Annotated in this window: 16 protein-coding genes and 1 other RNA gene; 13 read left to right on the plus strand and 4 right to left on the minus strand. The window is 70.8% G+C overall.

Features of this window, described 5'->3' with window-relative positions; genetic code table 11:
• Positions 1-789 (minus strand): NAD(P)-dependent oxidoreductase, encoded by a 789-nt coding sequence (locus tag AB0I38_RS07745; protein WP_358463642.1) that lies wholly within the window; start codon positions 787-789, stop codon positions 1-3.
• A 257-nt stretch (positions 790-1,046) separates the two neighbouring features.
• On the opposite strand from AB0I38_RS07745, the gene AB0I38_RS07750 reads away from it, so the two are divergent.
• Positions 1,047-1,973, plus strand: a complete 927-nt coding sequence (locus AB0I38_RS07750; protein WP_358464147.1) for a DUF6282 family protein — start codon at positions 1,047-1,049, stop codon at positions 1,971-1,973.
• Between the two features lie 12 nt (positions 1,974-1,985).
• Here the strand turns inward: AB0I38_RS07750 and AB0I38_RS07755 are convergent, their stop codons facing one another.
• Complete coding sequence (locus AB0I38_RS07755) at positions 1,986-3,002, minus strand: hypothetical protein (RefSeq protein WP_358463645.1); 1,017 nt, start codon at positions 3,000-3,002, stop codon at positions 1,986-1,988.
• Positions 3,003-3,049: 47 nt separating this feature from the next.
• Between AB0I38_RS07755 and prfB the strand changes: the two genes are divergently transcribed.
• From prfB to AB0I38_RS07790, 7 genes are all read left to right on the plus strand, one after another.
• Positions 3,050-4,165 carry a peptide chain release factor 2 gene (prfB, locus tag AB0I38_RS07760; RefSeq protein WP_358463648.1) on the plus strand — a complete coding sequence of 372 codons (1,116 nt, stop codon included), beginning with the start codon at positions 3,050-3,052 and terminating at the stop codon, positions 4,163-4,165.
• 380 nt (positions 4,166-4,545) lie between these two features.
• Positions 4,546-5,235: a cell division ATP-binding protein FtsE gene (ftsE, locus tag AB0I38_RS07765; RefSeq protein ID WP_189124781.1), complete on the plus strand. Its 690-nt coding sequence runs from the start codon at positions 4,546-4,548 to the stop codon at positions 5,233-5,235.
• A gap of 18 nt (positions 5,236-5,253) precedes the next feature.
• The gene (gene ftsX / locus AB0I38_RS07770) at positions 5,254-6,159 is read left to right on the plus strand and encodes a permease-like cell division protein FtsX (RefSeq protein WP_358463652.1); all 906 of its coding nucleotides are present in this window, start codon (positions 5,254-5,256) and stop codon (positions 6,157-6,159) included.
• A gap of 23 nt (positions 6,160-6,182) precedes the next feature.
• Entirely contained in the window at positions 6,183-6,650 is a 468-nt protein-coding gene (gene smpB / locus AB0I38_RS07775) for an SsrA-binding protein SmpB (RefSeq protein WP_189124779.1), read from the plus strand.
• Positions 6,647-8,506 (plus strand): penicillin-binding transpeptidase domain-containing protein, encoded by a 1,860-nt coding sequence (locus AB0I38_RS07780; RefSeq protein ID WP_358463655.1) that lies wholly within the window; start codon positions 6,647-6,649, stop codon positions 8,504-8,506. Before smpB ends, AB0I38_RS07780 begins: the two co-directional genes overlap by 4 nt.
• A gap of 289 nt (positions 8,507-8,795) precedes the next feature.
• Positions 8,796-9,179: a transfer-messenger RNA gene (gene ssrA / locus AB0I38_RS07785) on the plus strand.
• A gap of 151 nt (positions 9,180-9,330) precedes the next feature.
• The gene (locus AB0I38_RS07790) at positions 9,331-9,591 is read left to right on the plus strand and encodes a cell division protein CrgA (RefSeq protein WP_358463658.1); all 261 of its coding nucleotides are present in this window, start codon (positions 9,331-9,333) and stop codon (positions 9,589-9,591) included.
• 22 nt (positions 9,592-9,613) lie between these two features.
• On the opposite strand, the gene AB0I38_RS07795 is transcribed toward AB0I38_RS07790, so the two are convergent.
• Entirely contained in the window at positions 9,614-10,768 is a 1,155-nt protein-coding gene (locus tag AB0I38_RS07795; RefSeq protein WP_358463661.1) for an alpha/beta hydrolase, read from the minus strand.
• Positions 10,769-11,129: 361 nt separating this feature from the next.
• Between AB0I38_RS07795 and AB0I38_RS07800 the strand changes: the two genes are divergently transcribed.
• The 5 genes from AB0I38_RS07800 (at position 11,130) to AB0I38_RS07820 (ending at position 17,581) form a co-directional block, all read left to right on the plus strand.
• Positions 11,130-11,729 (plus strand): nitroreductase family protein, encoded by a 600-nt coding sequence (locus tag AB0I38_RS07800; RefSeq protein WP_358463664.1) that lies wholly within the window; start codon positions 11,130-11,132, stop codon positions 11,727-11,729.
• A 63-nt stretch (positions 11,730-11,792) separates the two neighbouring features.
• On the plus strand, positions 11,793-13,352 hold the full coding sequence (locus tag AB0I38_RS07805; RefSeq protein WP_358463667.1) for a serine/threonine-protein kinase: 1,560 nt from the start codon (positions 11,793-11,795) through the stop codon (positions 13,350-13,352).
• A gap of 2 nt (positions 13,353-13,354) precedes the next feature.
• The gene (locus tag AB0I38_RS07810) at positions 13,355-16,396 is read left to right on the plus strand and encodes an AfsR/SARP family transcriptional regulator (protein WP_358463670.1); all 3,042 of its coding nucleotides are present in this window, start codon (positions 13,355-13,357) and stop codon (positions 16,394-16,396) included.
• Positions 16,397-16,425: 29 nt separating this feature from the next.
• Positions 16,426-17,052, plus strand: coding sequence for a hypothetical protein (locus tag AB0I38_RS07815; RefSeq protein ID WP_358463672.1), 627 nt, complete (start codon positions 16,426-16,428; stop codon positions 17,050-17,052).
• Positions 17,036-17,581 (plus strand): OmpA family protein, encoded by a 546-nt coding sequence (locus tag AB0I38_RS07820; RefSeq protein ID WP_358463675.1) that lies wholly within the window; start codon positions 17,036-17,038, stop codon positions 17,579-17,581. Before AB0I38_RS07815 ends, AB0I38_RS07820 begins: the two co-directional genes overlap by 17 nt.
• A gap of 5 nt (positions 17,582-17,586) precedes the next feature.
• Here AB0I38_RS07820 and AB0I38_RS07825 read toward each other — a convergent pair whose 3' ends face one another.
• Positions 17,587-18,651, minus strand: coding sequence for a S1C family serine protease (locus AB0I38_RS07825; protein ID WP_358463678.1), 1,065 nt, complete (start codon positions 18,649-18,651; stop codon positions 17,587-17,589).
• Between the last annotated feature and the right edge of the window lie 4 nt (positions 18,652-18,655).

Raw genomic sequence — 18,655 nt, forward strand, 5'->3', positions numbered from 1 at the left:
TCACCGCCGCGCGTCGATCCGGGACAGCAGATCCTGGGTGGCCCGGCTGATCAGCGGCTCGACCCCCAGGTCGTCGAGCATGTCGGCGGCGGCCCGCATCTCGGCGGTGCGGCGTACGGCATGGCGGTGGGTGCCCTCCACCAGCCGGCGCACGGTGCCGGCGTCAGCCCTGGTCAGCTCGTCGGCGATGTTGTCGCGGAGCCAGTCCTCGCAGCCGGCGGCGCGTCCCGCGGCCAGCGCCTCGATCACCGCGGCGGCCAGGCCCTTGAAGAACACGCTGCGCAGCAGCTTGCGCTCGGCGGCCAGCCCGGCGGGGCCGTCGAGCACGTCGACCGGGGCGCCGAGCGGGGTGAGCAGCCCGGCGTAGCGCCGCGCGCCGACGCCGGAGACGAGCATCGGGGTACGCAGCCCGCGCCCCGGCACGGGAGTCATCAGGGAGACGTCGGCGAAGTCGATGCCCCGCTCCGTGGCGATGCCGTCCAGCTGCCGTTTGACCTGCGGGGACGCGGTGTTGAGGTCGGCCCACAGCGTGCCGGGGGCGCAGCCGTCCAGACCCGCGCGCAGGGCGCCGGCCGACGCGGCGGAGCTGTTGACGCTCAGCACCAGGTCGCTCCCGCGCGCGGCCTCCGCCTCGCCGCCGGTCTCGGTCACGCCCGGGGGCGCCGGCACGGCCGGGTCGTACCCGCGCACCGAGGCGCCGGCGGCCACGAGGTCGATCGCGATGGCGCCGCCCGCCTCGCCCAGGCCGAGCACCGCGATGCGCGGGCGGCCGTTCACTTCGAGACTCATCGTGGATTTCCTTCGCTGGAGACCCTGGGCTTCAGCCCTGGGAAGGCAGTCAAGGTCCGATCCCCTTGGCCGGCTGCGGCTATGGGGAGGTAGCACCGGATTGGTGACGATATCGCTGACGTTTGCCGCCAGAGGAGGCGGTCCGCCGCGATCGAGGTGGCGAGGCGAATTGGGCGGGTGATCCTCGGGGCTTGACGCCGGCGGCCGGGCTTGTTGACACTGCAATGCTGTTTTATGTCGACAATTCAGAGGTGGGCATGGCCGACTCGGCGCCTTCCCGGCGGGCTCGCGAACTCGTGGCGGGCGCGTACGACATCCACATCCACGTCGCGCCCGACGTGATGCGCCGGCGCATCGACGACCTGTCCCTGGCACCCCGGTTCGCCGAGATCGGTCTGGCCGGGTTCGTGCTCAAGTCCCACTACGTACCGACGGCCGAGCGGGCCGCGGTGGTGCGCGCCGCCGTGCCCGGCTTCGACGCGGTCGGCGCGATCACCCTGAACGGATCGGTCGGCGGGATGAACCCGGTCGCGGTGGAGTTGGCCGCCCGGAGCGGTGCCCGCGTCGTCTGGCTGCCGACCGTCGACAGCGCCAACCAGCGGGAGTGCACCGCCCGCGACCCCGAAGGCGCGCGGCCCCCGATGTGGGCACGGCTCCAGGAGGAGTTGCGGGCCGAGGGCCTGGCGGCCGGCCCGGTCGACGTCGTGGGCCCGGACGGCAACGTGCTCGACCACACCCGGCAGGTGCTCCGGGTGATCGCCAAGCACGACCTGACCCTGGCCACCGGCCACGTCAGCTCGGCGGAGAGCGAGGCCGTGGTCGACGCGGCCGTCGAGGAGGGGGTGCTCCGGATGGTGATCACCCACCCCGAGTTCACCTCGCAGCGGATGGAGCCGGAGCGGCAGCGACGGCTGGCAGCCAAGGGCGCGCTGCTCGAACGCTGCTTCACCACCCCCCACACCGGCAAGATCAGCTGGGAGACGTGGCTGGACACCATCCGCACCGTGGGCCCCCGGCACTCCGTCCTGTCCAGCGACCTCGGTCAGCCGTTCAACCCGCCGGTGGAGGACGGCCTGGCGCTGCTCGCCGACCGGCTGCTCGCCGCGGGTTTCACCGAGGAGGAGATCCACGTCATGGCGGTGCGCAACTCCCGGTGGCTGGCCGGCGCCGGCGAGCTCGCGTGAACCGCGAGCCGGTCACTCCCCGGAGGCGCGGGTCAGGGTGCCGTCGTGGGCGATGACCCGCGCGGCGGCCGGGGCCGACGACGGGGGAACGGACGTGGCGTACTGGTGGGTCTCTGTGAGCCTGAGCGTGCGCCGCACCACGTGGGCGTTGACCGCCCACCGGGCGTTCTCCGGCACCGGGATGTAGTCGTCTTCGGCCGTCTTGGTGGTCGTCGTCGTGTTGCGCGACAGGGAATACTGGATCAGCGCCCCGCCGCCCTCGGTGCGCAGGGCGTAGACGGGGTAGTCGTTGCCGCTGAAGATCGAGTCGTAGCTGAACCCGTCGGCCTTGGCCCGGTCGCGCTCCACGGTGATCTCCTCGGCGAGGTCCGTGGTGTAGGGGCCCGAGGCGATCAGGCCCGCCGCGCCGGTGGCCCCGGTCTCCGCCACGGTGGCGTGCAGCGGCCCCATGTACTGAGGGCTGATCGTGACGCTCCTGTCGCCCGGAGCCACCACGGTCGCGTAGCCCTCGGCGTCGAGCGCGATCACCGGCGCCTTCTGCCCTGACAGCAGACGTGTCGCCGAGCTGAGCCGCCAGTCGCCGGACCTGGCGAAGGTCAGCAGCGTGGGCCGGCCGTCGCGGGCGACCCGCACGGTGAACCAGGGGGAGTCGTCGCCCGGGCCGAACCGCGGCACGTAGAAGGTCGGCGACCCCCATGTGTAGCGGGGCGGCTTGCCGCCGGTGGACTTGAAGGCGGCCTCGGTCAGCTTGGCCTCGGCGTCGCGGTTGATCTCCAGCGCCAGCCGCAGGTCGCCGCCGGCCCGCAACAGGTCGTCGGTGGCGACGAAGGTGGCGAAGACCTCGGCGGCATCGGCCCGCGTGACGGCGGGGCGCTGCGGCGCGGACGTCGGGGGTCCGCTCGCGGCCGTCGCCGCCGCCGCTTCGGAGGGGGCGGGCGGCGAGGAGGCGGAGCAGGCGGCCAGTCCGGCGGCCCCGGCCAGCAGGACGGCGGTGAGCGCCAGCGCCTTCCGCCGACCTTGTGTACGCACCTCGCCATGTTATTCGGGCGGGCGAGGGTCGCGTACTCTTGGGAGACGTGGCACTCATAGATCCGGCAGAAGAGATCAACGAGCTCGCGGGCACCCTCCGGAGCATCAAGGACGTGCTCGACCTCGACGCGATGCGCAAGCAGATCGAGGAGCTGGAGCAGCAGGTTGCCGCCCCCGATCTGTGGGACGACCCCGACCAGGCGCAGAAGGTCACCAGCAAGCTCTCCCACCTCCAGGGTGAGCTCAACAGGGTCGACGGCCTGGTCCGCCGGCTCGACGACCTCGGCGTCCTCTATGAGCTCGCGGCCGAGGAGAGTGACGACGACACCCGGGCCGAGGCCGACAAGGAGCTCTCCTCGCTCCGTTCCGACATCGGCGCGCTCGAGGTCCGCACCCTGCTGTCCGGCGAGTACGACTCCCGCGAGGCGCTGCTGACGATCAACTCCCAGGCCGGTGGCGTCGACGCCGCCGACTGGGCCGAGATGCTGCTGCGGATGTATCTCCGCTGGGCCGAGCGCAAGGGCTACTCCACCGAGGTCTACGACACCTCCTACGCCGAGGAGGCCGGCATCAAGTCGGCCACCTTCACGATCAAGGCCCCCTACGCCTACGGCACGCTCCGCGGCGAGCACGGCACCCACCGGCTGGTCCGCATCAGCCCGTTCGACAACCAGGGCCGCCGCCAGACCTCGTTCGCCGGCGTCGACGTGGTGCCGGTCGTCGAGCAGACCGACCACATCGACATCAACGAGGACGAGATCCGCGTCGACGTCTACCGTTCGTCCGGCCCCGGCGGCCAGGGCGTCAACACGACCGACTCCGCGGTGCGCATCACCCACCTGCCGTCCAACATCGTGGTCTCCTGCCAGAACGAGCGCTCGCAGCTGCAGAACCGCGCCTCGGCGATGGCCGTGCTCCAGGCCAAGCTGCTGGAGCGCAAGCGCCAGGAGGAGGCCGAGAAGATGTCGGAGCTGCGCGGTGCCAGCACGACGTCATGGGGCACGCAGATCCGCAACTACGTGCTGCACCCTTACCAGATCGTGAAGGATCTGCGCACGGGCACGGAGGCGGGCAACCCGTCGGCCGTCCTCGACGGCGACATCGACGACTTCATCGAGTCGGAGATCCGCTGGATGCGCCGCCAGGAGTCAGAGACCGCCTAGGTGCCTGAGCGCCAGCGTCAGGAAGAGCAGCACGACCAGCAGCAGAACGATCAGCGCGGGCGACAGCCCGCCGAAGCCGTGATGGTGCATCCGCTCACGATTGGCGCGGCAGAGGGCACAGCGGCCTTCGACGACCGGGTGGGCACACTGCGCGCATACGAGGTGTTCGCAACTCATGACAGCCCCAAGTCTAGCCGCACAATCGTTTTGTTTCCGTTATGGACGTTCCATGCCAGTCTTCCCCCTAGACTGTCCTCTGGCCAATCGGAACGTCGATCTTTGGTAAAGAGAGACGTCCCCGATGGGCGAGCGGCGGGAAGTGGGCATGTGCCACCCTCGCTTCCGTCTCGACCTCTAGACTGGCATGCCGTGATGCTCTCGTGATCCATTTCGATAATGTCACCAAGGTCTACACGAACCAGAACCGGCCCGCGCTCGACCACGTCTCCGTTGACGTGGACAAGGGCGAGTTCGTGTTCCTCGTCGGCTCTTCGGGGTCAGGGAAGTCCACTTTCCTGCGCCTGATCCTCAAGGAGGAGCGGCCCAACTCCGGTGCGATCCACGTCGCCGGCAAGGACCTGGCCCGCCTCTCCAACTTCAAGGTGCCTCACCTGCGCCGCCGCATCGGCTGCGTGTTCCAGGACTTCAGGCTGCTCCCGAACAAGAACGTCTACGAGAACGTGGCGTTCGCGCTCGAGGTCATCGGAAAGCCACGGCGGTTCATCCGCAAGGTGGTGCCCGAGGTCATCGAGCTGGTCGGCCTGGAAGGCAAGGCCCACCGCATGCCCGACGAGCTGTCCGGCGGCGAGCAGCAGCGCGTCGCCATGGCCCGCGCGTTCGTCAACCGGCCGATGATCCTGTTGGCCGACGAGCCGACGGGCAACATCGACCCCGCGACGAGCATCGGCATCATGAAGGTGCTCGACCGGATCAACAGGACTGGCACCACGGTCGTCATGGCCACGCACGACGCGGCCATCGTCGACTCCATGCGCAAGCGCGTCGTGGAGCTGGAGGACGGCAAGATCGTCCGCGACCAGTCGCGTGGCGTATACGGCCAGGCGTACTGACAGGAGTAGCAGGCAGAAATGCGGGCGAATTTCATCTTCTCCGAGGTCTGGATCGGCCTCCGGCGCAACCTGACCATGACGGTCGCGGTGATCATCACCGTGGCGGTCGGCATGGCGATGCTCGGCGTCGGCCTGATGATCAACACTCAGGTCTCGATGATGAAGGGCTTCTGGTACGACAAGGTCGAGGTCTCGGTCTTCCTGTGCAACAAGGGCTCCGCCATACCTGCCTGCAAGGGCAAGGCGATCACCGCCGAGCAGACCAAGACCCTCAAGGCCCAGATCGAGCAGCTCCCCGGGGTCAAGGAGGTCTTCTACGAGGATCAGGCCCAGGCCTACAAGAACTTCCAGCAGTCCTACGCCTCCAACAAGGCGCTGGTCGACGCCACCAAGGTCGAGGACATGCCGACGTCGTTGCGGGTCAAGCTGGCCGACCCTGACAACTACCAGCCGGTGATCGCAGGCGTCGAAGGCAAGCCCGGGGTCTCGCAGGTGACCAACCAGAAGGACCTGATCGGCAACTTCTTCAAGATGCTCGACACGCTCCGGTGGGCCGCTCTGGTGGTGGCGGGTGTCCTGGTCCTGGCCGCCGCGCTGCTGATCGGCAACACCGTCCGGCTGTCGGCCTTCAACCGGCGCCGCGAGACCGGCATCATGCGGCTGGTGGGGGCGTCCAACCTCTACATCCAGCTGCCCTTCGTGATGGAGGGCATGATCGCCGGTTTGATCGGTGGCGTGGTGGCCGCGGTCTTCCTGATCATGGCGAAGGTCTTCATCTTCGAGGAGGTGGCCCGCTACCTCGCGGTCGGCAGCCAGCTGGGCTGGGACTCCGTTGCCACGGTCATCATGGGCACTTTGGGGATCGGCGTCGTGATCTGTGTGCTCGCGTCCTTTATCACGCTTCGCCGTTACCTCAGGGTCTAGCGAATCGCCGGTAAGGTCGAGTCATGCCACGTGAGACCGGGCGGAAAGTCATCGCCCAGAACAAGCGTGCCCGGCACGACTACCACGTCGAGGACACCTTCGAGGCGGGTCTGGTGCTGCAGGGCACTGAGGTCAAGTCCCTGCGTGAGGGGCGGGCCTCGCTCGCCGACGGATACGCCACCATCGAGGGTGGCGAAGCGTGGCTGCTCAACGTCCACATCCCCGAATACACCCAGGGGACGTGGACCAACCACGCCGCCCGGCGCAAGCGCAAGCTTCTCCTGCACAAGAAGGAGATCGACAAGCTGGCCGCCAAGACCAAGGAGGGCGGGCTGACGATCATCCCGCTCCTGCTCTACTTCAAGGACGGCAGGGCCAAGGTCGAGATCGGCATCGCCCGAGGCAAGAAAGACTGGGACAAGCGGCAGACACTGGCCGAGCAGCAGGCCAAGCGGGAGATGGCCCGGGCGCTGCGGCACCGTAGCCGATGAGCCGAGTTCGCCGTACTCTCACCGCGACCGTCACGCTGGCGCTCGCGTGCACGACTCTGACCGGGTGCTTCGACGAGGCGTCGCCGCACGACGCGGTGCGCGACTTCCTCGTCGGCTGGCAGTCCGAGGACTACGACCTGGCCGCCGACCGCACCGACGGAGAGCGGGCGGCCGTGCGCAAGGCGCTGGCCGACGCCAAGCTGGAGCTCGACGCGGCGTCGTTCCGCTTCAAGATCAAGAGCGTGCACATCGCCGGCGACGAGTCGCGGGCCGACTTCAGCGCCGAGGTCGACCTCGGCGAGAACAACCCGCTCTGGGTCTACGACTCGGTGCTCCCGCTGCACCTGGTCGACGGCAGCTGGAAGGTGCGCTGGTCGGCCTCGGTGCTGCATCCGCAGCTGAAGGAGGGCCAGCGGTTCGCCGTCGACACCAAGCCCACGCGGCGCCAGCCGGTGGTCGACAGGAACGGCGCCTCGCTGCAGCGCCCCCAGTTCCTCTACGTGGCCGGTGTCATCCCGTCCCAGCTCGGTGGCAAGGACGAAGAGGTGGTCAGGCGGCTCTCGGCGATCACCGGGTTCGCCCAGGACCGCCTGCTGAGCCGGATCCGGTCGTCGCCGCCCAGCAAGTTCGTGGAGCTGGCCACGTTCGGGCGCACGCGCTACCTCGCGATGAAGCCGAAGCTCGACACCATCACGGAGATCACCACCCAGCGCCAGGAGCAGCTCTTCGCTCCCGACGCGCCGATGGAGATCGTCGGCAAGGTGAGCGCCCTCACCCCGGAGACCGAGCAGAAGCTCGGCGGCCCGCAGCGCGCCGGCGACTCCGTCGGGCAGAGCGGCCTCCAGAAGGCTTATCAGGACTACCTGACCGGGTCCACGCGGACCAGGGTGATCACTCTTGATCTGCGGACCGGCAAGGAGGCCGCCCTGCTGCAGGAGTGGCCCGGACGCGAGAACCTCTCGGTCAAGACCACGATCGACCGCGCGATCCAGGCCGCCGCCGAGTCAGCGGTCGACCAGGCCGAGGTCAGCGCCCTGGTGGCGGTCGACCGGTCCAACGGCGAGATCCGCGCTGTGGCCGCCAAGGGCCTGAACGAGGAGGAGGACGTGCTGGCGGGCAAGTATCCAGCCGGCACCACCTTCTCCATCGTCGCCTCCGACGCGTTGATCAAGGCCGGGGTCAAGCCCACGCAGCGGCTGGCCTGCCCGGCCGAGCGCACCGTGGGCGGTGCCAGGTTCGCCGAGGCGGGCCAGGTGGGCGGCCTGTCGCCCACCTTCCAGGAGAACTTCGCCAAGGGCTGTGTCACCGCGCTGGCCTCGCTCGCGCGCCGGGTCGACGCGTCCGCGCTGACCAAGAGCGCCAAGGCGTTCGGCATCGGCCAGCCCTGGCAGCTGCCGCTCCAGTCGTTCAGCGGCTCGCTGCCCAAGCTGGACAGTGACGCCGACAAGGCCAAGGCGATCTCCGGCCAGACCGTCCAGGTGAGCCCGCTGTCGATGGCGCTGGTCGCGGCCGCCGTCGCGTCCGGCACCTGGCGCCCGCCCGTGCTGGTGACCGACCCGAGCTCGCCCGATCCGACCGCGGAGATCGTCCCCGAGCCGCCGCCCCAGCCGGTCGCGCTCGACCCCAAGGTACGCACCGCGCTGACCGCGATGATGCGCGCCGGAGCCACCGGCACGCCCGCGCAGACCGGCAGCGGCCGGGTCTACGGCGTGGCCGCCCCGGCCGGTGACGAGGGCAGCAGGCAGGCGTGGTTCGTCGGGTGGCAGGGCGACGTCGCGATCGCCGTCCTGTCCCGCAATTACGACCCCGCGGCGGTGGCCGGAGACTTCTTCGCGACGCTGCGAGACCCGTCGTGAAATCGTCGTGACGGTGAGCAACCGATCCGGGCGGCGCAGGCGTCTTACACAGTGACCGGGCCCGCTCGGGGGGTTGCGGACCCGGTCGCCGCGATGAGCCAGGACTTCATCTCGGGGGAAGTCCTGCCGTCCGGACCGGCTCGACCCTGCCGGTCGGCCCCCGGGAGCGAGTGCCTCGCGCCGCGCTCCCGGGGGTTCTGCCATGCCGGGAATCGAGTTGGCATCTCAGGCGTTAACCAGGGTATCGTCATGTTGCGCGGTTCCCCGGAACCGTGTTGACAACTGCACAGGGGGTGACTGGCTTCGACTTTGACTTTGCAAGTCAGGTGAAGCGGGCCGAGGACTGCGGACATAACCTCGTTAATCCTGTGACCGCAAACAACAAGTGCCAATTCTAAGCGCACTGTGGTCGGCCAGGGTTCCCTGGCTCTCGCTGCCTAAGTAGCGAAACCACTGTCAGCCCGGGAGTGCCTTCGGCCCGGTGTCTGGCATCGTTAGAAGGCTCAACCGAGCTACCCGGCCACGGGGGAGCTCGGGAAATCCAACAGTGGCTGAGCCCGTCGGCGACACGCCTGCGTGATTGCCGGGGCTGAGAAAAGCACAGCAGGCTGCGCCCGGAGAAGCCCTGCCTTGGGGTTGAAGGACGCGGGTTCGATTCCCGCCACCTCCACAAGATCAAACCGCCTCCGGCTCGTCGATTCATCGACGGGCCGGAGGCGGTTTGCGTTGGCGGACGCACCATGGACGCCGGGTGCATTGACGGGTCGGATAGCGTCGTCGGGCGAGCTGTGCGCTTTTCGCGGCTACCGACAGGAGTGAAACCGGTGTCCGACTCCTATCCCCGTGAGGGAACTCCCAACATCACGACCTGGCGGTCCAGGGGCTTGGCGCGATGGCCGGCCTGGGCGATGGCCGCCTCATGGATCGTCGGCATCCTGTGGATCGTCATGTTCTACGTGGACCCCACCATGCCGGTTCTCCACGAGTTCGGGAATCGAAACCTCCTGGTCGGGTTCGGTTTCCTTCTCCTGGGGATGGTGTTCGCGTTGATCCTGCTGGTGACGTCGGCACGCCGTCGCCCCTGAGCGCGTCCGGCCGGATCACCGGTCAGACCTTGGGGCAGACGGTGCCCTTCCGCGGCGGCACGCGGGTGATCAGGTAGCGGTCGACCGCGGTGTTCACACAGTTCGACGGGCCCCCGTAGGCGGTGTGGCCGTCGCCGTCGAAGGTGAGCAGCACGCCCTTCGACAGCTGCGAGGCCAGGGACCTGGCCCAGGCGTACGGCGTGGCGGGGTCGCGTACGGTGCCGACCACCAGGATCGGGCCCGAGCCCTTGGCGTGCAGCGCCTTGGGCGCCGTCCTGCTCCTGACCGGCCAGTAGTCGCACGGGTCGGCGCTGAGCAGGCTCTGCTTGCCCGGCTTGGCGCGCTTCGAGGGGTGGTCGAGGCAGTTGACCGCGAGGCGGGCCTCGAAGTCGTTGGTGTAGGTGGCGTCCGGCCGCCGGTTGTTGCCCTGGTCGGAGAGCCACAGGAAGATCTCGCCGTCACCCTTGAACGCCTGGGCGAACGCCTTGCGCAGCAGTGGCCAGAAGTCCTCGCTGTAGAGCGAGGTGAGGATGCCGTGGGTCACGATGGCCTCGTTGACCTGCCGGCCGTCCGCGTTGTTGCGCAGCGGCGCTCGATCGGTGCGGCGGAGCAGGGCATCGACCTTCTTGACGGACGGGCCGATCCGGTGCGTCCTGAAGGGGCAGTCCTTGACCTTGAAGCAGTCCTTGAGGAACGACGTGAACGCCACGCCGAAGCCGCTGCCCTGTCCGGAGACCATCTCGGCCGACGACTTCGTCGGGTCGATCGCCCCGTCCAGCACCATGGCGCGCACCTTGGTGGGGAACAGGTCCGCGTACGTCGCGCCGAGGTAGGTGCCGTACGAGTAGCCGAGGTAGGTCAGGCGTGATTCGCCGAGGGCGGCCCTGAGCACGTCCATGTCACGGGCGGCGTCGGGGGTGCCCACGTGGGGCAGCAGCTGGCCCGAGTTGACCTGGCAGCTCCGCGCGAACGCGCGCTGCGCCAGGTCGAGCCGCTTCCGCTCGGCGCGTGTGTCGGGGGTGCCGTCCAGCGCGTAGTAGGCGTCGAACTGGGCGCTGGTGAAGCAGCGCACCGGCGAGGAGGCGCCCACCCCGCGGGGATCGAAGCCGACGATGTCGAAGCGTGATCGGATGCGGGAGGAGAAGACGGTCTTGGCGCTGGTCCTGGCGAACCGCACACCCGAGCTGGGCGGACCAGGCGAGTCGCTGGCCGTAGTAGGCGCTCAGGCCGGAGGGGCCGGCGGCCGCCCGGGCGGTGGCCGGGCCGGTGCCGAGGAATCCCGCTGAAAGCAGTCCGATGATCAGGGGCGTGATGAGCCCCGCGAGGCGTCGCATGATCCTGTCCTCGTCTGGCGGCCGAGTGGATGTCAGGTGGTCTGGTGCTCTGATGGTTCGCCGGGCCGGTTGCGAGGGTCTTTAGAGCCGCTGGCGAGCCGCATACAGGGACATCGCCCTCGCTTTCCGGCACGCGAGTGCGATCATGCACTCATGACTCACCCATCACTTGGCCCGGATGAGCTGCTCACGACCACCCGGAGCGTGCGGAAACGTCTTGATCTCAACCGTCCCGTCCCGATGGAACTGGTACGGGAGTGTCTGGAGATCGCCCTGCAGGCCCCGAGCGGCAGCAACCGCCAGGGCTGGCAGTGGATCGTGGTCACCGATCCCGGGCTCCGCGCGAAGATCGGTGACTACTACCGCCGCTCGTTCGAGGTCTACTACCGCTCCGGCGGCTCGGCCACGGCCCTGTTCAAGGACGACCCGGACCGTGCCGAGGTGCAGCGACGCGTGTCCGAGAGCGCGGCGTACCTGGGAGATCACATGGGCGAGGTGCCGGTGCTGATGATCCCGTGCATCCAGGTGGGATCGCGCGGGCTGCCCGAGGGCAACCAGGCGGGGCTCTGGGGGTCGTTGCTGCCGGCGGTGTGGAGCTACATGCTCGCCGCCCGGGCGCGCGGGCTGGGCACCGCGTGGACCACGCTGCACCTGGCCTACGAGCGCGAGGTGGCGGAGCTGCTCGGCATCCCCGGCGGCGTCAGCCAGGGGGCGCTCATCCCCACCGCCTACTACACGGGTGACACCTTCCGGCCCGCTCCGCGTGTTCCGCTCGACGAGGTCCTCCATCTCGACCGGTGGTGACGTCCGGCCGGTAGAAGCCACTCGCTCATCCGGAAATATCGGGATCTGGCTAATGTGTCTGCGGTGAGTGGAGACCGGGTCATCGGCGGGTACGCGCTGCGGCGCGTCCTGGGCCGGGGCGGCATGGGCGAGGTCCACCTCGCCGCCACCCCGACCGGCGGCCTGGCCGCGGTCAAGCTGATCCACCCCGAGCTGGCCCGCGACCCCGCCTTCCGGCGCCGCTTCGAACGCGAGGTGGCCGCCGCCCGGCGCGTGGCCAGGTTCTGCACCGCTCCCGTCCTCGACGCCGGGATCGACGGTGATGTCGCCTACCTCGTCACCGAATACGTCAAGGGTCCCGACCTGGCGCAGGCCGTACGAGATCAGGGGCCGTTGTCCGGGTCCAACCTGGAGGCCCTGGCGGTGGGCATCGCGACCGCCCTCACCGCGATCCACGGCGCCGGGGTGATCCACCGGGACCTGAAGCCGTCGAACGTCCTCCTCTCACCCCTCGGGCCGCGGGTGATCGACTTCGGCATCGCGCAGCTCGTGGACGAGAGTCAGATCAGCCAGTCCATCCTGGGCACCCCGGCGTTCATGGCTCCCGAGCAGGTGCGAGGCGAGCCGCTCGGCCCGGCCACCGACGTCTACGCCTGGGGCGGCGTGATCGCCTTCGCCGGCACGGGACGGCTTCCGTTCGGCGGCGGCGCGCCGGGCGAGGTGCTGTATCGCATCGTCAACGAGGGGCCCGCGCTGGACGGACTCGACCACGGGCTGCGCGAGGTGGTCGAGCGCGCCCTGGCCAAACGGCCCGAGCTGCGGCCCACGACCCAGCAGCTACTGGAGGCGCTGGTCGGCGGCGGTCACGCGCTCACCCCTGCCACGGCCACCCGAGTCGTCGAAAGCACCTGGACCGGTCCCGTCGCCCCGCCCGCTTCGGGCGCTCCGGTGTGGTCCGGCGCGGCTCGCGATCCCGTGGTCCGGGGTGCTGGGACCGGGACAAGGCGGGCGGGCCTGCGGCGGTGGTACTGGGGGGTCGGCGTCGTGATGGCGCTCGGTGTGGCGAGTGCTGTGGCGTTGTCGCAGGCGGGGCCGGAGAGCTGGCCGTACGAGGCCGACTTCGGTGACGCGTGGGCGGTCGGGACGTCGGACGCGGGCGACGCGCGGCCGGTCGGGTCCGGATACGCGCTGACCGTCAGGCCGGGATGGCGGCTGTGGAAGACGGCGCCGCGACCCGAGCCGGACGGGGTCGTGGTGGTGAGTGCGAAGGCGCGGCTGGAACAGGGGTCGGGTGCGTACGGGGTGTGGTGCCGTGGGACGGGCACCGGCGGGAGATACGAGTTCGCGGTGAGCGGCGCCGGCCAGATCACGATCGCCAAGCGCCTCACGGGGCAGGACCCTGTGATGCTGTACGGCCCCGAGAAGGCGCCGAAGGTCGCCGACGACCGCGTCGTCGCCGAGTGCGGCCAGAGCGGTGGCAAGGCGAAGCTGCGCATGTGGCTGAACGAGGTGCTCGTCGCCGAGGCCACGGACCCCGGAACCCCGCTCGGCCGGGGCGAGTCCGGGGTGCACGCGGCGCCCGACGGCGCGGACGAGCTGCGCGTACGGTTCGAGTCGTTCGCCCTCCGGCCCGCGAAGGGCTAGGCGTGGAGCGCGTACGGTTCGGCGTGCTCGGGCCGCTCCAGGTCGAGGGCGGGCGGGTGCCCGGGCCGGCCAAGCACCGGGCGCTGCTCGCCGCCCTGCTGCTGTCGGCCGGGAGGGTGGTGCCGATCGGGCGGCTGATGGCCATGGTCTGGGACGACCGGCCGCCGGCGTCGGCGGAGTCCGTGCTCAGGGTGTACGTCAGCGCGTTGCGCAAGGTGGTCGACGGCATCACGACCGTGCCCGGCGGCTATCTGATCGACGTGCGGCCCGATGACGTCGACTGCCACCGGTTCGAGCGGCTCGTGGGTCAGGCGAGGACGGCCCGGGAGGCGGGGCGGGTCGCCGAGGCCGTCGCGGGGTTCAAGGCGGCGCTAGGCCTGTGGCGGGGGGCCGCGCTGGCCGACGTCGACTCGTCCGCGCTGCGGCGGCTGCACGCCGTGCCTCTGGAGGAGCTGCGGCTGACCGCGCTGGAGGAGCGCGTCGCGCTGGACCTGTCGCTGGGCAGGGGCGGGGAGGTGGTCGGCGAACTGCGCGGGCTGGTGGCGGCCTATCCGCTGCGCGAGCGCGCTTGGGCCCGGCTCCTCGACGCGTTGTGCCAGGCCGGTCGGCGGTCGGAGGCGCTGGAGGCGTACCAGGAGGCGCGGCGGACGCTCGTGGACGAGCTGGGGCTGGAGCCGGGGGCCGAGCTGCGGGAGGCGCACCGGCGGGCGCTGTCCAGCGAGCCGCCCCCGTTACGGCGGATGCCCATAAATGAGACGCCACCCGATATTTCGGACTTCACGGGCCGTGCCCACGTCCTCTCCTGGATCACCACCGCCGCCCAGACGCGGACGCGTGCTTCCGGGCCGGGCACGGTGGGTTCGGGCACGGTGGGTTCGGGTGCGGCTGGATCGGGTGCGGGCGGATCGGGTGCGGGCGGATCTGGTGTGTCCGGGGTGGATGCTCGCCCGGCACCGGTGGTGCTGGTGATCCATGGGCCGCCCGGGTGCGGCAAGTCGGCCGTCGCGGTGCACGCCGCCACCCGGCTCGACCTGCCCGACGGCCGTCTCTACGCCTCCCTGGACGGCCGGCCGCCGGGGGCGGTGCTGGAGGACCTGTTGCGGTCGCTGGGCTGCCCCGACGGGGCGGTCCCCGCCGTGCTCGACGAGCGGGTCAGGATGTACCGCAGTCTCACGGCCACCCGCGCTCTGCTCCTGGTCCTCGACGACGCCGCGGACGAGGCGCAGGTGCGCCCGCTGCTCCCGACGGGGCCCGGCAGCCTGACGCTGGTGACCGGCCGCTCACCGCTCGCCGGGCTGGAGGCCGCCAGGGCGTACGAGCTGGGCGTGCTCGATCCGGACGAGGCCGTGGCGATGCTCGCCGGGGTGGCGGGCCGGGACAGGGTGGCGGCCGAGCCCGAGGCGGCCCGGCGCATCGTACGGCTCTGCGACGGCCTGCCGCTGGCCCTGCGCATCGCGGGCTCCCGCCTGGCCAGGAAGCCGGGCTGGACGCTCGACCACCTGGCCGGGCGGCTGGGTGACGAGCGCCGCCGGCTGGACGAGCTGAGCGCGGGCGACCTGGCGGTGCGCGGCAGCCTGGCGCTCGGCTACCGGGGCCTGGCCGACCCGGAACAGCGATTGCTGCGCCGGCTGGGCGCCCTGTCCGCGCCCGACTTCGCGCCGTGGGTGCTGGGCGCCGACCTCGAACCGCTGGCCGAGGCCGGTCTGCTGCAGTCGCGCGGCCTGGACGAGGCGGGCCAGGAGAGGTACGGCTGGCACGACCTGACCAGGCTCTACGCCGCCGAACGCCTGGCCGGGGAACGGTCCGTCCCCGTCGCCGGCGAACTCGGCGTGGAACCAGGCGGCCGGTCCGGCGCCGAAGGGAAGGGCGGGACCGGGGTCGGCCAGGGACCGGTGAGCGGGCGGGAGGCGCGGGCGCGGGTGCTGGCGGGGATCGCCGGGGAGGTGCTCGACCGGACGAGGCGGGCCAGGACGGCCCTGTTGCCCGCCGAGCCGGGCTCCGGCCAGACGGTGGCGCGTACGGCTGAGGAGATCATGGAGACCGGCAGGCTCCGCACCGAGGCTCGCTGGCTGGGCGCGGAGCGCAGGTTCCTGGTGGCGACCGTCGGCGACTTCCACGACGTGGGCCTGCACGAGGCGGCCTGGCGGCTGGCCTTCTACCTGACCCCGCTGTTCGAGCTGGGCGCGCACCACGACGACTGGCACGCCACCACCGCCACCGGGCTCGACGCGGCCCGCGCGATGGGGCACCGGCGGGGTGAGGCGCTGCTGCTGCGCGGGCTGGCCGACCTGCATCGGGCCGAGGGCAGGCCGGAGTCGGCCGCGGCGGCGCTCAGGGCGGCCCAGCCGCTGGTGGATGGGCTGGAACTGGCCAGGATCACGCTCCGGCTGGGCCTGGTCGAGCGGCGGCCGGAGGCGGCCGGGCGGGCGCTGGCGGGGTGTCTGCGGGTGTTCGAGGAGGCCGGTGACCGGCGTGGCCGGGCCGACGCGCTGCGGGCGCTGGGCGCCGTCCGCCGGGACCTCGCGATGCTGGAGAGCGCCCTGGCGGCGTACCGGGAGCTGGGCGACCCGCGCGGCGAGGCGGAGTCGCTGCGCGACCTGGCCGGGCTGCACCTGGACGCCCGTCGTCATGCCGAGGCGCGCGAGTGCGCCGAGCGGCGGTTGGGCATCAACCGGCGGCTGGGCGACCGCCTGCCGGAGGCGGCGTCACTGCTGCTGCTGGCCCGGATCGCCACGTCGGAGGGCGTCCCGGGTGCGGCGGAGGCGTACGCGCGCGAGGCCGTGGAGACGTTCGAGCGCCACGGCGACCGCCGGGGGGCCGGCCGTGCCCTGCTCGTGCTGGCACGGGCGCGTCTCGATCTGGATGAGATTGATGGGGCAGTTGAGGCGATTACATACGCTATGGGAGAGTTTGACGTTCTCAGTGACAGGGATGGCCGTGCGGAGGCCGAACATCTGACGCGAGAGGCGCGCAGGCGGGGTGGCCGGCCATGGCGCGACTATGCGGATCCTGAAGGTCGTCCGCCTAACGTCGGTCACGAGTAAAGACCCCTACCGGCAAAGGTGTTCAGAAGATGCGGAAAACGATCGCGCTGGCCGTCGCGGCCATCGCGTTGACCGGTTGCGGGATGCTCCCGGGGCAGCAGGGCGGCGGCGGGGAGGAGCAGCAGCAGTCCCAGCGGACCGCGGCCGAGCAGGAGCCCCCGCCCGCCGGAGCGGAGAGCACGTCCGCCCCAGCGGAGAGCGCGTCCGACCCGGCCGCGGAGCAGAGCACGCCGCCGCAGGGCGGCAAGGTGATCGCGACCTTGGAGTCCAAGGTGGCGTCGGGCGGCGACTCCGGCACGGCGCGCGTCGACATCACGGTGCTCAAGCGGCAGGGCAGGACCCTGAGCCTCAACTGGACCATCACCGCCGTCGACGGCAAGGTCAACGTGCACAACGGCTTGGGCACCGGGAGCTTTGACTACTCGGTGGCGAAGGTCTCCCTGATCGACCCGGTCAACGCCAAGCGCTATCGCGTCGCCCGCAACGGCACCGGCAGCGACGCCACGTGCGTCTGCTCCGGCACCCAGGGGCAGTTCCTCCAGGAAGGCGAGGCGTCCACTCTCTACGCGGTCTTCGCGGCCCCGCCGGCTGACATCACGAAGATCAACATCGAGATGCCCATGGTGGGCGTGCTGACCGATGTTCCGATCTCTTAGCGCCGCAGCCCTCGTCCTGACGACGACACTGAGCGGGACGCCGGCACCGCCGGGTCACGCGACCGGCGTCGTCGAGGACCTGGTCCTCCCCATCGAGGACGTCATCGGCGAGATCGAGTCGCTGGACGGCTCGGAGAGCGAGACCAAGCAGGGCGCCCAGGTCACGGTCGCGCTCACCAGCGACGTGCTGTTCGCGCTGGACAAGTGGGTGCTGACCGCCAAGGCCAGGCAGCGCCTCAAGGAGGTGGCCGCCAAGGTCAACACCGAGGGCGCGGGTGGTGTCGTGAAGATCGAGGGGCACACCGACGACCAGGGCACCGACGCGTACAACGTCACGCTGTCGCAGCGCCGGGCGCAGGCGGTCGAGCAGGTCATGCGCGGCCTGCTGACCGGCGCGGGCGTGACCCTCCAGGCCAAGGGGTACGGCGAGAGCCGCCCCAAGCTGCCGAACGTCGTCGAGGGCAAGCCCGTGCCGGCCAACCGCGAGCGGAACCGCCGGGTGGAGATCGTCTACAACGTCGAGCAGTGAGCGGGTCACTCGCCGGGCAGTTCGCCCAGGGTGGCGGTGACCGTCGTGATGTCGCCGCCCGGGAGCAGCACCTCGACCTTGACCTGGTCGCCGGGTTTGCGGGTGGTCAGGTATTCGGCCAGGTCGGCCATCGTGTGCGTCTCCTTGCCGTCGATGGAGAGGATCACGTCTCCCGGCTTGATCCCGGCCTTCTTGGCGCCGCTGCCGGCCTCGACCGCGACCACGCCGACGCCGGCCGGGCTCCCGGTTCCGCCGACGATCGTGCTGCCCCTGATGCCGAGGGCGGCCCGGTGCGTGTTGGTGACCTTGCCGTCGCGGACGATCTGTTCGGCGATGTCCGTGGCCGTGTTGCTCGGGATGGCGAAACCGATGCCGTTGGCCGCGCCGCCGCTCAGGTTGGGGTCGACGGCCGACAGCGTCGGGATGCCGATGACCTGACCGGTCAGGTCGACCAGGGCGCCGCCGCTGTTGCCCGGGTTGATCGCGGCCGAGGTCTGGATCGCGTTGGCTATCGTCGCGGCGGGGGAGCCGGGCTCCTCCGGCTCGCTCACCGTGCGGCCGAGGGCCGAGATGATGCCGTTGGTCACGCTGCCCGACAGGCCCAGCGGGTTGCCCATGGCGAGCACGACCTGGCCGACCCGGAGCTTGGCGGAGTCGCCGAACTTGGCCGGGGTCAGCCCCTTGGTGTCGTCGACCTTGATGATCGCCAGGTCGCCGGGGGCGAAGCTCTTGACCAGCTTGGCGTCGCGTTCGGTGCCGCCGGTGGCCAGCGTCACCTTCATCCGCGTCGCCTCGCCGACCACGTGCGCGTTGGTGATGATGTGGCCCGCCGTGTCGTACACGATGCCGGAGCCGAGCCCTACCTTCGTGGTGATCTGCACGATCGACGGCAGCACGTCGTGGATGACCTGCTCGTAGGCGGCTTCCAGCCCATGTTGCGAGACGGTGGCGCTCGGTGTGGCGGCCGGTGTGGTGGCGCCGGGTGAGGGGGAGGCGACGCTGGTCGGGACGCTGGCCGCGCAGCCGGTGAGCAGCACAGCGGTGGCGATGCCCGCGACGATCTTCCTCATGCGA

Origin of the sequence: Nonomuraea cavernae, from assembly GCF_040655715.1 — a bacterium.
GTDB lineage: Bacteria > Actinomycetota > Actinomycetes > Streptosporangiales > Streptosporangiaceae > Nonomuraea > Nonomuraea cavernae_A.